Genomic DNA, 12,177 nt, shown 5'->3' with positions numbered 1-12,177 from the left:
CGCCTACCGTGCGGTCATGCGGCTTCTCTCTGTGAACCTGGGACGCCCCCGTCCCGTCCCCTACACGTCCCAACCCGAGGGGGTGACCGGCATCGACAAACGACCGGTGGACGGGCCCGTCCGGGTGTCCGCCCCCGGCCCCAAGGGCGTCGGGGGCAGCGGGCTGGCCGGGGACGCGGTGTGCGAGACCCGGCACCACGGCGGAGACGACCAGGCCGTCTACGCGATGGCCCGGGAGGACCTCGACGCGTGGGAACGCGCCCTGGGGCGGACGCTGCCCAACGGCTGCTTCGGCGAGAACCTGACCACCGAGGGCATCGAGGTGTCCGGCGCGCTGATCGGCGAGCGCTGGGCCATCGGCGACGAGGTGGTCCTGGAGGTCACGAGCGGCCGCATCCCGTGCCGCACCTTCCAGGGCCATCTGGGTGAGAAGGGCTGGGTGAAACGGTTCACCGAGCGGGGAGCGCCGGGTGCGTACCTGCGCGTCGTGCGCTCCGGTGACGTACGGGCGGGTGACCCGGTGCGTGTCGTGCACCGGCCCGGTCACGAGGTGACGGTCGCCCTCCAGTTCCGGGCGATGACGACGGACCGGACCCTGCTCCCGAGACTGTTGGCGGCGGGACCGGCGCTTCATCCGGAGTCGCTGGCGGCCGCACGGGCCCACGTGGAGAGGATCGAACGGTCCGAGAGGCTGGGGGAACCTGAGGGATACGGGGGGTCCGACGGGTCCGGAGGGTCCGAGGGAGACGGTGGGCCCCGGAACGCGGAGAAGTCGGCGACCGTGCCGTCAGGCTGACGGCACGACGGCACGTCGGCACGTCGGCGGAGGGCCGACAGCGGACGCCTGACAGCGCACAGCGGACGGCTGACGGCTGACGGCTGACGGCTGACGCCGTCATACGGCGGTGTACGGTCGCCCGTCGGATACGGCCAGTCAGCCGCGCCACCAACCTGCCGAACAGCACACCTAAGGGGAAACCCCGGACAGCGGGCGGGGGTTGTCTCCGGGGTGAGTGGGGGCAGTTCCCCGATGTTCGGCGGGCCATGATCCACGACGCTCGTTGCATGCCTTCTTTCCCGATCCCGAGCGCAGTGCCGAGCGGAGAGGTTCCGCCCGGCACCACCCGTGACCGCTTCCGCCGGAAGCACCCTGTCGCCATGCTGAGTTCGCTGGTCACCGCCTTCGCAGTGGCCGTCGGCACCCTGCTCGCCCGGTGGTGGACGGACACCGCGGTGAGCACGGTGGGCCGGGAGACCATCGACAACGCCCTCGCGATACCGCCGCCGGCCGAGTCGGCTTTCGACGGCACGCGGTTCTCCGGTGACCGTGTACCGATGCGGTACGTCGGCTTCCGGGGAGACCGGGCCGTGGTCGACGACGGCACCCTACGGCCGAATCGGCAGACCTACGACGAACTGATACGTCCGCATCTGCGGAACGCCTCGACCGCGCGCACCCACGCTGCACACGGCTGAGGAGGCCGAGCCCCGTGCACCGCACGAGGCGGGGGCAGCGCACGAGGCGGGGGCAGCGCACGAGGCGGGGGCAGCGCACGAGGCGGGGGCAGCGCACGAGGCGGGGGCAGCGCACGAGGCGGGGGCAGCGAGCGGACGGCTTGCCTCCGGGTAACTAGTCTTGCGCCATGACAACGGCTCTGATTACGGGTTCGACGGCAGGTATCGGTGCCGCGTTCGCGCGGCGGCTGGCGGCCGACGGACATGACCTGGTGCTGGTGGCCCGCGACATCGCCCGGCTGCGGGAGCAGGCGACCGAGCTGCACGACCTGCACGGCATCGAGGCCGAGGTGCTCTCGGCCGACCTGGCGGAGGACAAGGGCATCGAGGCGGTCGCCGACCGTCTCGGGGACCGTAAGAACCCCGTCGACCTGCTGATCAACAACGCCGGTTTCGGCAACAAGGGCCGGTACTTGGACGTCTCCATGGCCGACGAGCTGAGGATGATCAAGGTGCACTGCGAGGCCGTGCTGCGCCTGACGTCGGCGGCGGCCGAAGCGATGCGCGAACGTGGGCGCGGGGGCGTGGTCAACGTGGCCTCCGTGGCGGCGTTCGTACCCCGCGGCACCTACGGGGCGTCGAAGGCGTGGGTCGTGCAGTTCACCCAGGGCGCGGCCAAGGATCTGGCCGGCAGCGGGGTGCGCCTGATGGCCCTGTGCCCGGGGTTCGTGCGCACCGAGTTCCACGAGCGCGCCGGGATGGGGACGGACAGCATCCCCAACTGGATGTGGCTGGACGCCGACAAGGTGGCCGAGGCGGGGCTGGCGGACCTGGCCCGCGGCAAGGCGGTGTCCATCCCCGATCCGCGCTACAAGGCGCTGATGGGAGCGGCGAAGCTGGTCCCGCGCGGCATGCTCGGCGGGCTCACCTCCCGTACGGGGCGCAAGTACGGCCCGCAGTAGACGGGGCCTGAGCGCGGGGAGCCGCCGGCCCGGGCGGTGAAGCGTGCCGGGAACGGCGGCAGCAGTCCGGTCCGGTATCCAGACCTTGGCGCCGACCCCGGAGCCGGAGGCCGCCCTCGGGCACCGGGGCCCGTACCGCCGCCTGACCGGTGCCGAAGCCGGAGGGGTACCGAACCCCGACAGGCGCCGGAGCCGAAGCCGCAAGAGTGCCGGAACCAGACCGGCACGCCGGAAGGGTGCCGCAGCCGGAGCGCACCGCGCCGGCTGCTCGGACACCTCGAAGCCGGGGCCGTCCGGGTTTCGGGTGGAGCCGGGGCCGTCCGGATGCCCCGGGAAGCCGGTGAGCTGGTGCCGTCCGGGCGCCCGGCAAGGCGGCACCGGAGTCGGCCCGGCGGGTGCCGGATCGCCGTGTCCGCGCCGGTACCGGTGCCGGTCGGCCGCCTTCCGGACGGTCGGTGCCCGACGGGCGTGCCCGTAGACAGTGGGTGCCGACGGGCGCCTGCCTGGCGGACAGTAGGTGCCCCGACCGCGACCGGCGCCTTCCCATGGGCGGTAGGCGCCCGTGCCGTCGTCCGCAGGGTCCCGTGCCGTCGTCCGCAGGGTCCCGTGCCGTCATCCGCGGGGTTTCCGGGCCGTCGTCCGGGCGGTCGCTCCCGCCGTGCCCGCTCGGCGAAGCGATGTGGCGACGGTGGTCCGGTGCGAAAATGAGGTGCGGCTCGTGACCAGAACCGGACCCGGACCCGGACCCGACACGCAGGGGGGGCCGGAGGTGAACGTGATGACCTTCGTCCAGCTCATCGACTGCCGGACCAACCGCTTCGACGACATCAACCGGCTCATGGACCAGTGGGTCGAGCAGTCCAAGGGGCGGCGGACGGCGACGCACGCGGTGGTCGGCAAGGACCGCGCGGACGCGTCGCACGTCATCGAGATCGTGGAGTTCCCGTCGTACGAGGAGGCGATGCGCAACTCGCGGCTGCCGGAGACCGACCGGATCTTCCGGGAGATGGTGGCGCTGTGCGACGGGACACCGACGTTCACCAACCTGGACGTCGTGCGGGACGCGCAGCTGCACACCGCTACCGCACGGAGGTTCTTCGAGGTGCTGGCCGGTGACGGCGACCTCTCCCCGATGGCCGGGATGGTCGCCGAGCACTACTACGACCACGATCCGGCCAACGAGCAGGACGTGATCGGGCTGGATCACCTGCGGCGCGAGATGGACGTGTGGCGGGACGGGTTCGACTTCGTCCTCCGCGTCGAGGACCAGTTCGCCGAGGGCGACCGGGTGTGCACGCGATGGTCCTGGGAGGGAAAGCAGAAGGGCGAGTTCCTGGGCATCCCCGCCACGGGGAGGAAGGCGGCCATGACGGGGACGACCGTCTTCCGCTTCGACGACCGCGGCCGGATCGCCGAGGGCTGGTGGCAGTACGACCGACTGGGGCTGCTGGCGCGACTCGGTGCCCTGGAGCCCACGGACCTCTGAGCCGGGCGCAGGCCGCGCTCGGGCCACGGCGGCCACCCGCCCCCGCCGGTCGCGTGGGCAGGGCACGGGAAAGCCCCCGCTCCCTGACGGACAGCGGGGGCTTCACCGATCAGGCGGTGCCTCAGTGGGCGTGGCCGTGGCCGTGGCCCGCGGCGGCCGGCTCCTCCTCTTCCTTCTTCTCGACGACCAGGGTCTCGGTCGTGAGGAGGAGGGAGGCGATGGAGGCGGCGTTCTCCAGGGCGGAGCGGGTGACCTTGACCGGGTCGATGACGCCGGCCTTGATCAGGTCGCCGTACTCGCCGGTGGCGGCGTTGTAGCCGCTGCCCTTCTCCAGCTCGGCGACCTTGGAGACGATCACGTAGCCCTCGAGGCCGGCGTTCTCGGCGATCCAACGCAGCGGCTCGACGGCGGCCTTGCGGACCACGGAGACACCGGTGGCCTCGTCGTCGGTCTTGTCGAGGTTGCCCTCGAGGACCTTGACGGCGTGGACCAGCGCGGAGCCACCACCGGAGACGATGCCCTCCTCGACCGCGGCGCGGGTCGCGGAGATGGCGTCCTCCAGGCGGTGCTTCTTCTCCTTGAGCTCCACCTCGGTGGCGGCGCCGACCTTGATCACGCACACGCCGCCGGCCAGCTTCGCGAGGCGCTCCTGGAGCTTCTCGCGGTCCCAGTCGGAGTCGGTGGTCTCGATCTCGGCCTTGATCTGGGCGACGCGACCGGTCACGTCCTCCTTGTTGCCACCGCCGTCGACGATCGTGGTGTCGTCCTTGGTGACAGTGACGCGGCGGGCGGAGCCGAGCACGTCCAGGCCGACCTGGTCCAGCTTGAGGCCGACCTCCTCGGAGACGACCGTGGCGCCGGTGAGGACGGCCATGTCCTGCAGCATCGCCTTGCGGCGGTCACCGAAGCCGGGGGCCTTCACGGCGACGGCGTTGAAGGTGCCGCGGATCTTGTTGACGACCAGGGTCGACAGGGCCTCGCCCTCGACGTCCTCGGCGATGATCAGCAGCGGCTTGGAGGAGTTGGCCTGGATGACCTTCTCCAGCAGCGGCAGCAGGTCGGCGATGGCACCGATCTTGCCCTGCGTGATCAGGATGTACGGGTCGTCGAGGACGGCCTCCATACGCTCCTGGTCGGTGACGAAGTAGGGCGACAGGTAGCCCTTGTCGAAGGCCATGCCCTCGGTGAAGTCGAGCTCCAGGCCGAAGGTGTTGGACTCCTCGACGGTGATGACACCGTCCTTGCCGACCTTGTCCATGGCCTCGGCGATGAGCTCGCCGACCTGCTGGTCCTGGGCGGACAGCGCGGCCACGGCGGCGATGTCGGACTTCTCGTCGATCGGGCGGGCCGACGCGAGCAGGTCCTCCGAGACCGCGGCGACGGCCGCGTCGATGCCCTTCTTCAGGGCGGCCGGAGAGGCACCGGCGGCGACGTTCTTCAGACCCTCGCGGACCAGGGCCTGGGCGAGCACGGTGGCGGTGGTGGTGCCGTCACCAGCGATGTCGTTGGTCTTGGTCGCCACCTCCTTCACCAGCTGCGCGCCGAGGTTCTCGTACGGGTCCTCGATCTCGACCTCGCGGGCGATCGTGACACCGTCGTTGGTGATGGTGGGGGCGCCGAACTTCTTGTCGATGACGACGTTGCGGCCGCGGGGGCCGATCGTCACCTTCACCGTGTCGGCCAGCTTGTTGACGCCGCGCTCGAGGGCGCGACGGGCGTCCTCGTCGAACTTCAGGATCTTCGCCATGGCAGCGGGAGCCCTCTCGGAAATCTGGATGACAACACTGCGCCCCGGGCGCCCGGCTTCTCAGCGATGGCGGGGGCCAGGGGCGCAGTTCGAGCAAATGTGCTTCGAGGTGGCTTACTTCTCGACGATCGCGAGGACGTCGCGAGCCGAGAGGACGAGGTACTCCTCGCCGTTGTACTTCACCTCGGTGCCGCCGTACTTGCTGTAGAGCACGACATCGCCGACCTTCACGTCGAGCTCGACGCGCTTGCCGTCCTCGATCCGGCCCGGGCCGATGGCCAGGACGACGCCCTCCTGGGGCTTCTCCTTGGCGGTGTCCGGAATGACCAGGCCCGAAGCCGTGGTCTGCTCGGCGTCGAGCGGCTGGACCACGATGCGGTCCTCGAGCGGCTTGATGGCAACCTTGGAGCTGGCGGTCGTCACGATCCGACCTCCCCCTTCGGAGATCTCACGGGGTTAACTGTCTGAGGTGGCGACCAGGTCGATCCGTCGTCGCGGGTGCCGGACCTGCCCGTCGCGTTGTTGGCACTCTCCAGGGGGGAGTGCCAGACCCGAGACTATGACCGCGATTAGCACTCGGTCAAGCGGAGTGCCAATTACGTGCCCGCGCGTCGGGGCGGGCGCGCCCTCCGCACCCGTGCTCAGCCGCTTCCGGCGGCCCGGCCGGCGGGCGGTGGGGCGGACGTGTCGCGGTGCGCGCCGGCGGACGGTGGCCCGGTGGCGTCCCAGTGGTCCTCCAGGGAGGCCACCGTCAGGCCGCGCCCGTCCAGCTCGGTCAGGAGCCGTTCCGTGCGCTCCCGGAGGGACGGGGTCGGCAGGCCGTCCGACGGGACGCGGATGATGTCGCCGGGGCGCGGCTCGCGCGGCCCGCGGGCGTCGGCGAGGGTGCCGTCCGGCCGCACGGTGGCGCTCCACAGGACCACCGCGGCGATCCCGCAGTCGGCGGCGGCGCGCAGCGTCGTGGTGTCGTACGTGCCGTGGGGCGGGCGGAGGAAGCGGGCCCGGACACCGAAGCGGGTCCGGAGTTTGCGTTGCTGGCCGCAGATTTCGGCACGCTGGCCGGCGTAGGGCAGGCCCCGCAGGGAGGGGTGGTCCAGGGTGTGGTTCTGCAGGCCGGCGCCGACCGCCCGCAGCCGGGCGAAGTGGCCGTATCCGGGACCGGCCACGGTGTCGGTGAGGAACAGGGTGACCGGGAGACGGCGTCGGCGGATCAGGTCGATGAGGCCGGGATCCCGCCCCGCACCGTCGTCGTAGGTCAGGAAGACGACCTGCTCGCGCGTCGGGAGGCGGTCGATCACCGGCGGAAGCCGGTCCCCCGCCGGTGCCTCCCGCCGCTCACCCGCCGACCCGCTCCCTCCGCTTCCTCCGCTCCCTCCGCTCGCGGCACCGGCCGCACCGGCCGCACCCGCCTCCGCGCCGTCCCCGGCACCCGCCTCCGCCTCCGCCCCCGTCGGCGCGCCGGCGCCCGGACCGGCTCCGGCACCGGCCTCCGCCCCGGGGCCGTCACGACCTCCGGTGGCCCCTTCGGCACCGGAACCGGGGCCGTCACGGCTGCCCTTCCCGGGCTGGGCGGAACCGTCGGCGTGCCCCGCGGAACCGTCGGCGTGCCGCGCGGGGGCGCCCGGCGGTCCCGCGGCGGGGGTGCCGCAGGCCGCGAGAGTGGTGAACAGGGCGGCGGCGCCGGCGGCCAGGAGGCGGAGCCTGGGCGCCGGGCCCCGCCTCACAGGTAGTCCTCCAGGCGCCCCACCGCGTAGCCCTCGGCCGTGACCTTGTCGAGGAAGCGGCGGATCATGTCGGGCATCGTGCCCTTCCAGTCGCCCTGCCCCCGGAAGTGGCTGAGGACGATGTCGCCGGGGCGGAGCTTGCGGTCCCACTCGCGGTAGTCCCACCGGTCGGCGAACACCTCCTCGTTCCACAGGGGAACGTGCGTGATGCCGCAGGACTTGGCGACGCGCAGGGTGTCCTTGTTGTAGTTGCCGAAGGGCGGCCGGAACAGGACGGGGCGTTCGCCGTACCGCTTCTCGATCACCCGTTGCATGCCGCAGATCTCGCGCTTCTGCTGCTCGTAGGAGAGTTTCGGCAGGTAGGGGTGGTGGAGGGTGTGGTTGTGCAGGCCGACGCCCTGGTCCTGCATCTTCTCGAAGTAGGCGTAGTCGTCCTTGACGACGTAGTCGCTCAGGAAGGCGGTGTACGGGATCCGCAGTTCCTTCATCATCCGCAGGAACTCCGGGTCCTTCTCGGCACCGTCGTCGATGGTGAGGAAGACGACCTTCTGCCGGGTCGGGACCGTGGTGAAGACCGGGGGGAGGTCCAGGCGCCGGTGACCCTCCACCTCGAAGCCCTTGCGGGTGGTGATCGTCGGTTTGCGCGCGGGGGGCGCCGGGGCGGCGAGGGGCACCTGCTTCAGGCCCCAGCTGCGGGCCGCGGCGGCGCGCGCCGCTTGGCGGGCGTGGAGCTTGTCGGCATAGGAGTCGAGGGCGCGGGCCGGGGGCGCGTTCAGGGGCTGTTGGCCGCCCGCTCCCTCCACCTCGGTGGCGGCGCCCTGGCCGCAGCCCGCGGCGAGGGCGGCGAGGGCGAGACCCGCGAGACCGATCCGTTTCCTGCCGGAGGGCCGCCGCTTCCCGCAAAGCGCCCCGCTTTTGTCATTTTGTCCTACTACTCGCATGGTGCCGGATCCTCGCAGCCCGTCCCGCGGGACCCCGTCCGACACCGCGGCGGGACGCGCACGGTCCACCGACTGGCCCACAATGACCCGGTGAACGACCTCGCCCCGCTCCTCACCCCCGAAGGCCGCGCCCTCCTCGACGAGGTGCGCGCCACCTCCCCCGCGCAGGAACTCGCCGTGGCCACCCGGCTGCGCCGCACCCACCCGGCGGAACTGGTGTCGGCCGCACTCGCCCAGGCACGACTGCGGCAACGGGCGGTGGCGAAGTTCGGGGAGCGGGACGCCGCCCGGATGTTCTTCACGCCGAACGGCGTCGAGCAGTCGACCCGGGCGAGCGTGGCGGCGTACCGGGCGCGACGCTTCGTGGAACGGGGCGTGACCTCGGTGGCGGACCTGTGCTGCGGCATCGGCGGGGACGCGATCGCGCTGGCCCGCGCCGGGATCCGGGTCCTGGCGGTGGACCGGGACCCGTTCACCGCGGCGGTGGCACGGGCGAACGCCGAGGCCCTGGGGCTCGACGGCCTGATCGAGGTGCGGCAGGCGGATGTCGCCGAGGTCGCCACCGGGGGGTACGACGCCGTCTTCGTCGACCCGGCCCGGCGAGGCGGACGGGGCCGCGTCTTCGACCCCGAGGCGTACTCGCCCCCGTTGTCCTGGGCCGTCGGGGCGGCCCGCGCGGCACGGCTCGCCGCCGCCCTCAAGGTCGCGCCGGGCATCCCGCACGAGGCCGTCCCCGAGGACTTCGCCGCCGAGTGGATCTCGGACGGCGGCGACGTGAAGGAGGCCGTGCTGTGGTGCGGCCCCGAGCAGCGGGTGCCCCCGGGCCGGGTCCTGGCGACGCTGCTGCCCGGGCCGCGCACGCTCGTCTCCCGCGGCCTGCCCGACCCGGCGGTGCGCCCGCCCGGCCGGTACCTGTACGAGCCCGACGGCGCGGTCGTCCGGGCCCATCTGGTCGCTGAGGTCGCCCAGGAACTCGACGGCGGGCTCCTCGACCCGACCATCGCGTACGTCACCGCCGACACCCACCGCCCGACGCCGTACGCCACCGCCTACGAGATCACCGACCGCCTGCCGTTCAACGCCAAGAAGCTGAAGGCACTCCTGCGGGAGCGCCGGGTCGGCACGCTCACCGTGAAGAAGCGCGGCTCGGCGGTGGAGCCGGAGGAACTGCGCCGCAAGGTCCTGCCCAAGCCGCACGGCAGCGCCGCCGTCACGGTCTTCCTGACCCGCGTCGCGGGCGCCCCGACGATGCTGCTGGGCCACCCGGTGACGTGACCTCCGCCGCGTCCTCGGGCCACCCGGTGACGTGACCGCCGGCCGTCACGCGCCGGGGCCCGCGCCCTCCCCCCGTCTCCCCCCGGTGCCGGGCCCCCGCCGAGCCGGCAGCGCGCCCTCACCGTCCCGCCCCCTTCCCGGGCACCGGAACCGCCGGGCCGGGCCCGCGCCCTCCTCCCCCGGCGCCGGGACAGCCACCGAGCCGGCCTACCCGCCCGTCTCCTCCGCCCGTCGGAGCAGCATCCGCCGTTCCCGTTCGTTGCGGGTGAGGGCGGCGGCCCGCGTGAACTCGGCGCGGGCCTCGTCGGTGCGGCCCAGGCGGGCCAGCAGGTCGCCGCGCACGCTCGGCAGCAGGTGGTAGTCCCGCAGCGCCGCCGCACCGGTCAGGGCGTCCACCAGGGGGAGCGCGGCGGCCGGGCCCTCGGCCATGGACACGGCGACCGCGCGGTTGAGTTCGACGACCGGCGAGGGCGCCCGGGCGGCGAGCACCCCGTAGAGGGTGGCGATCCGGGCCCAGTCGGTGTCCTCGTAGCGGAGCGCGTGGGCGTGGCAGGCCGCGATGGCGGCCTGGAGGGCGTACGGCCCCGGTACCCCGCCGGCGGCGGCCTCCGCGCGGCCGAGGGCGGTGACGCCCCGGGCGATGAGCAGACGGTTCCAGCGGGACCGGTTCTGGTCCTTGAGCAGGACCGGCTCGCCGTCCGGGCCGGTGCGGGCGGCGGCGCGGGCGGACTGGAACTCCAGCAGGGCGGTCAGTCCGTGCACCTCCGGTTCGTCGGGCATCAGCCCGGTCAGTACGCGGGCCAGCCGCAGGGCGTCCTCGCACAGCGCGGGGCGCAGCCAGTCGTCGCCGGCCGTGGCGGCGTACCCCTCGTTGAAGATCAGGTAGATGACGTCCAGGACCGAGCCGAGGCGGGCCTCGCGGTCCGGGCCGCGGGGCACCTCGAAGGCGATGTTCCGGGTCGCGAGCGTGCGTTTCGCGCGGACGATGCGCTGGGCGACCGTCGGCTCCGGCACCAGGAACGCCCGGGCGATCTCGGCCGTCGTCAGACCGCCGAGCAGGCGCAGGGTGAGGGCGGTCCGGGCCTCCGCGGAGAGCACGGGGTGGCAGGCGGTGAAGACCAGCCGGAGGAGGTCGTCATCGATGGCGTCCGGGTCTGCGGGCTCCTCGGGCGGCACCGCGGCCGGGAGGTCCCTGCCGATCTCCGCCAGCTTGCGGGCGTAGGTCTCGCGGCGCCGGACCAGGTCGACGGCGCGGCGGCGGGCGGCGGTCGTCAGCCAGGCGCCGGGGTTGTCGGGCACGCCGTCGGACGGCCACCGTTCCAGCGCGGCGACGAGGGCGTCCTGGGCGAGTTCCTCGGCGATGCCGACGTCCCGGACGATCCGGGCCGCCCCGGCGACCACCCGGGGGAACTCCATGCGGAAGACGGCGTCGATGGTCCGCGCGGTGTCGTCGACCGGTGCGGTGCCCACGCTCGGGGCGGTACCGGCGCGCGGCGCGGTCGCGGCGGACCCGGCGGTCTCCGTCCCCGTGGGGCCGGTGGGTTCCGTCCCCGTGGACCCGGCGGCATCGGCAGGCCCGGCGGCATCGACGGGCCCGGCGGGGTCCGGCTGCCCCGGGGGACGGGCACCGGCCGGCCCGCCGGTTCCGTCGCCGCTTGCCTTGCCGCTTCCGCCGTCACGGGGGCCTCGGGTGGGCTGCGGTGTCACAACCCACCATCAGACACCGGTACGGCCGCCGGGCCAAACAGGCGAGGCGCACGGGGCCGGGACGACCGGTCGGGCCGCACGAGGCGGAGGAGGCGGCAGGGAAGGCGAAGGAGGCGGCAGGTGAGGCGGACGAGGCAGGTGAGGCGGGGCGGGCTGCCCCGCACGGGCCGGCTCCGCCGCGTGCGGCCCAGCCGCGCGCCCCGCCCCCAGCCGCCTCCGGCTCAGCCCTCGACGACCTCGCGCACCTCGCAGGTCACCGTCCAGTGCGGCTCGTGGACCTTCAGGAACCGCTTCGTCCACTCGATCGCCTCGGCCCGGTCCTTGGCCTGCAGCAGGGCGTACCCGCCGACGACCTCCTTGCTCTCGGTGAACGGCCCGTCGGTGACGGACAGTTCGCCGCCCTCGTAGTGCACCCTGGCGCCCTGGGCGGTGGGGGTCAGCCCGGCGGTGTCCAGGAGGACGCCCGCCTGGGTCATCTCCTCGATCAGCTCACCCATGCGCTGCATCAGCTCCGGGCTCGGGCCCTCGGCGGGGGCGTTGTCCTCGTCGATCCGGATCATGGAGAGGTAACGCGGCATGGTGACTCCTCGTGTCGTGCGGACCGGGTCCTTCCCGGCCTCTCACCCCTGCGTCGAACGGACGACGCCGGAATCGACACGCCTCCCGGAAATTCTCCGGAGTTTTTCGCGCGACCGCCCACGGACGTCGGGCGCCCGCGCGTTCGAGGCCGCGGCCAGGTCCCCGCACGTAAAGGATCGCGGTGCTAGCTCCAAGGCCGTGAAGTTTGCGGCTGGGGCGTGTCGTCAAGGGCCTGCGGGCGCGAGGATTTCGATGCCGGTGGTGGCTTTGTAGCTGGTCCGGTCGATGCGGGGGCCTCGGG

Annotated in this window: 10 protein-coding genes and 1 pseudogene; 5 read left to right on the top strand and 6 right to left on the bottom strand. The window is 73.2% G+C overall.

Features of this window, described 5'->3' with window-relative positions:
- The first annotated feature begins 16 nt into the window (after window positions 1-16).
- The 4 genes from AC02VZ_RS22375 (at window position 17) to AC02VZ_RS22360 (ending at window position 3,903) form a co-directional block, all read left to right on the top strand.
- Window positions 17-796, top strand: coding sequence for an MOSC domain-containing protein (locus AC02VZ_RS22375; protein WP_432055040.1), 780 nt, complete (start codon window positions 17-19; stop codon window positions 794-796).
- A 362-nt stretch (window positions 797-1,158) separates the two neighbouring features.
- Window positions 1,159-1,476 (top strand): hypothetical protein, encoded by a 318-nt coding sequence (locus tag AC02VZ_RS22370; RefSeq protein WP_432055039.1) that lies wholly within the window; start codon window positions 1,159-1,161, stop codon window positions 1,474-1,476.
- 167 nt (window positions 1,477-1,643) lie between these two features.
- The gene (locus tag AC02VZ_RS22365) at window positions 1,644-2,417 is read left to right on the top strand and encodes an SDR family NAD(P)-dependent oxidoreductase (protein ID WP_432055038.1); all 774 of its coding nucleotides are present in this window, start codon (window positions 1,644-1,646) and stop codon (window positions 2,415-2,417) included.
- 778 nt (window positions 2,418-3,195) lie between these two features.
- Window positions 3,196-3,903, top strand: a complete 708-nt coding sequence (locus AC02VZ_RS22360) for an ester cyclase (protein WP_432055037.1) — start codon at window positions 3,196-3,198, stop codon at window positions 3,901-3,903.
- Between the two features lie 121 nt (window positions 3,904-4,024).
- Here AC02VZ_RS22360 and groL read toward each other — a convergent pair whose 3' ends face one another.
- The 4 genes and pseudogenes from groL to AC02VZ_RS22340 form a co-directional block, all read right to left on the bottom strand.
- On the bottom strand, window positions 4,025-5,650 hold the full coding sequence (groL, locus tag AC02VZ_RS22355; RefSeq protein ID WP_362090668.1) for a chaperonin GroEL: 1,626 nt from the start codon (window positions 5,648-5,650) through the stop codon (window positions 4,025-4,027).
- A gap of 114 nt (window positions 5,651-5,764) precedes the next feature.
- Window positions 5,765-6,073, bottom strand: a complete 309-nt coding sequence (groES, locus tag AC02VZ_RS22350; RefSeq protein ID WP_073932713.1) for a co-chaperone GroES — start codon at window positions 6,071-6,073, stop codon at window positions 5,765-5,767.
- Between the two features lie 218 nt (window positions 6,074-6,291).
- Window positions 6,292-7,002, bottom strand: a pseudogene (locus AC02VZ_RS22345) (polysaccharide deacetylase family protein); the annotation flags it as partial.
- Between the two features lie 368 nt (window positions 7,003-7,370).
- Window positions 7,371-8,315 (bottom strand): polysaccharide deacetylase family protein, encoded by a 945-nt coding sequence (locus tag AC02VZ_RS22340; protein ID WP_432055036.1) that lies wholly within the window; start codon window positions 8,313-8,315, stop codon window positions 7,371-7,373.
- A 90-nt stretch (window positions 8,316-8,405) separates the two neighbouring features.
- Between AC02VZ_RS22340 and AC02VZ_RS22335 the strand changes: the two genes are divergently transcribed.
- On the top strand, window positions 8,406-9,590 hold the full coding sequence (locus tag AC02VZ_RS22335) for a THUMP-like domain-containing protein (protein WP_476476230.1): 1,185 nt from the start codon (window positions 8,406-8,408) through the stop codon (window positions 9,588-9,590).
- A 207-nt stretch (window positions 9,591-9,797) separates the two neighbouring features.
- Here AC02VZ_RS22335 and AC02VZ_RS22330 read toward each other — a convergent pair whose 3' ends face one another.
- The gene (locus AC02VZ_RS22330; protein WP_432055072.1) at window positions 9,798-11,006 is read right to left on the bottom strand and encodes an RNA polymerase sigma factor; all 1,209 of its coding nucleotides are present in this window, start codon (window positions 11,004-11,006) and stop codon (window positions 9,798-9,800) included.
- Between the two features lie 512 nt (window positions 11,007-11,518).
- Complete coding sequence (locus AC02VZ_RS22325; protein ID WP_476476229.1) at window positions 11,519-11,875, bottom strand: YciI family protein; 357 nt, start codon at window positions 11,873-11,875, stop codon at window positions 11,519-11,521.
- Window positions 11,876-12,177 lie beyond the last annotated feature (302 nt).

The sequence above is a fragment of the Streptomyces sp. 3-6 genome (genome assembly GCF_056323165.1).
The sequence above is the reverse complement of the archived record's forward strand: the minus strand, read 5'-3'. Positions and strand labels throughout refer to the sequence as shown.

Coding starts and splice junctions, on each gene's coding strand:
- AC02VZ_RS22375 (WP_432055040.1), top strand. CDS start 17: ATGCGGCTTCTCTCTGTGAACCTGGGACGCCCCCGTCCCGTCCCCTAC.
- AC02VZ_RS22370 (WP_432055039.1), top strand. CDS start 1,159: ATGCTGAGTTCGCTGGTCACCGCCTTCGCAGTGGCCGTCGGCACCCTG.
- AC02VZ_RS22365 (WP_432055038.1), top strand. CDS start 1,644: ATGACAACGGCTCTGATTACGGGTTCGACGGCAGGTATCGGTGCCGCG.
- AC02VZ_RS22360 (WP_432055037.1), top strand. CDS start 3,196: ATGACCTTCGTCCAGCTCATCGACTGCCGGACCAACCGCTTCGACGAC.
- groL (WP_362090668.1), bottom strand. CDS start 5,650: ATGGCGAAGATCCTGAAGTTCGACGAGGACGCCCGTCGCGCCCTCGAG.
- AC02VZ_RS22340 (WP_432055036.1), bottom strand. CDS start 8,315: ATGCGAGTAGTAGGACAAAATGACAAAAGCGGGGCGCTTTGCGGGAAG.
- AC02VZ_RS22330 (WP_432055072.1), bottom strand. CDS start 11,006: ATGGAGTTCCCCCGGGTGGTCGCCGGGGCGGCCCGGATCGTCCGGGAC.
- AC02VZ_RS22325 (WP_476476229.1), bottom strand. CDS start 11,875: ATGCCGCGTTACCTCTCCATGATCCGGATCGACGAGGACAACGCCCCC.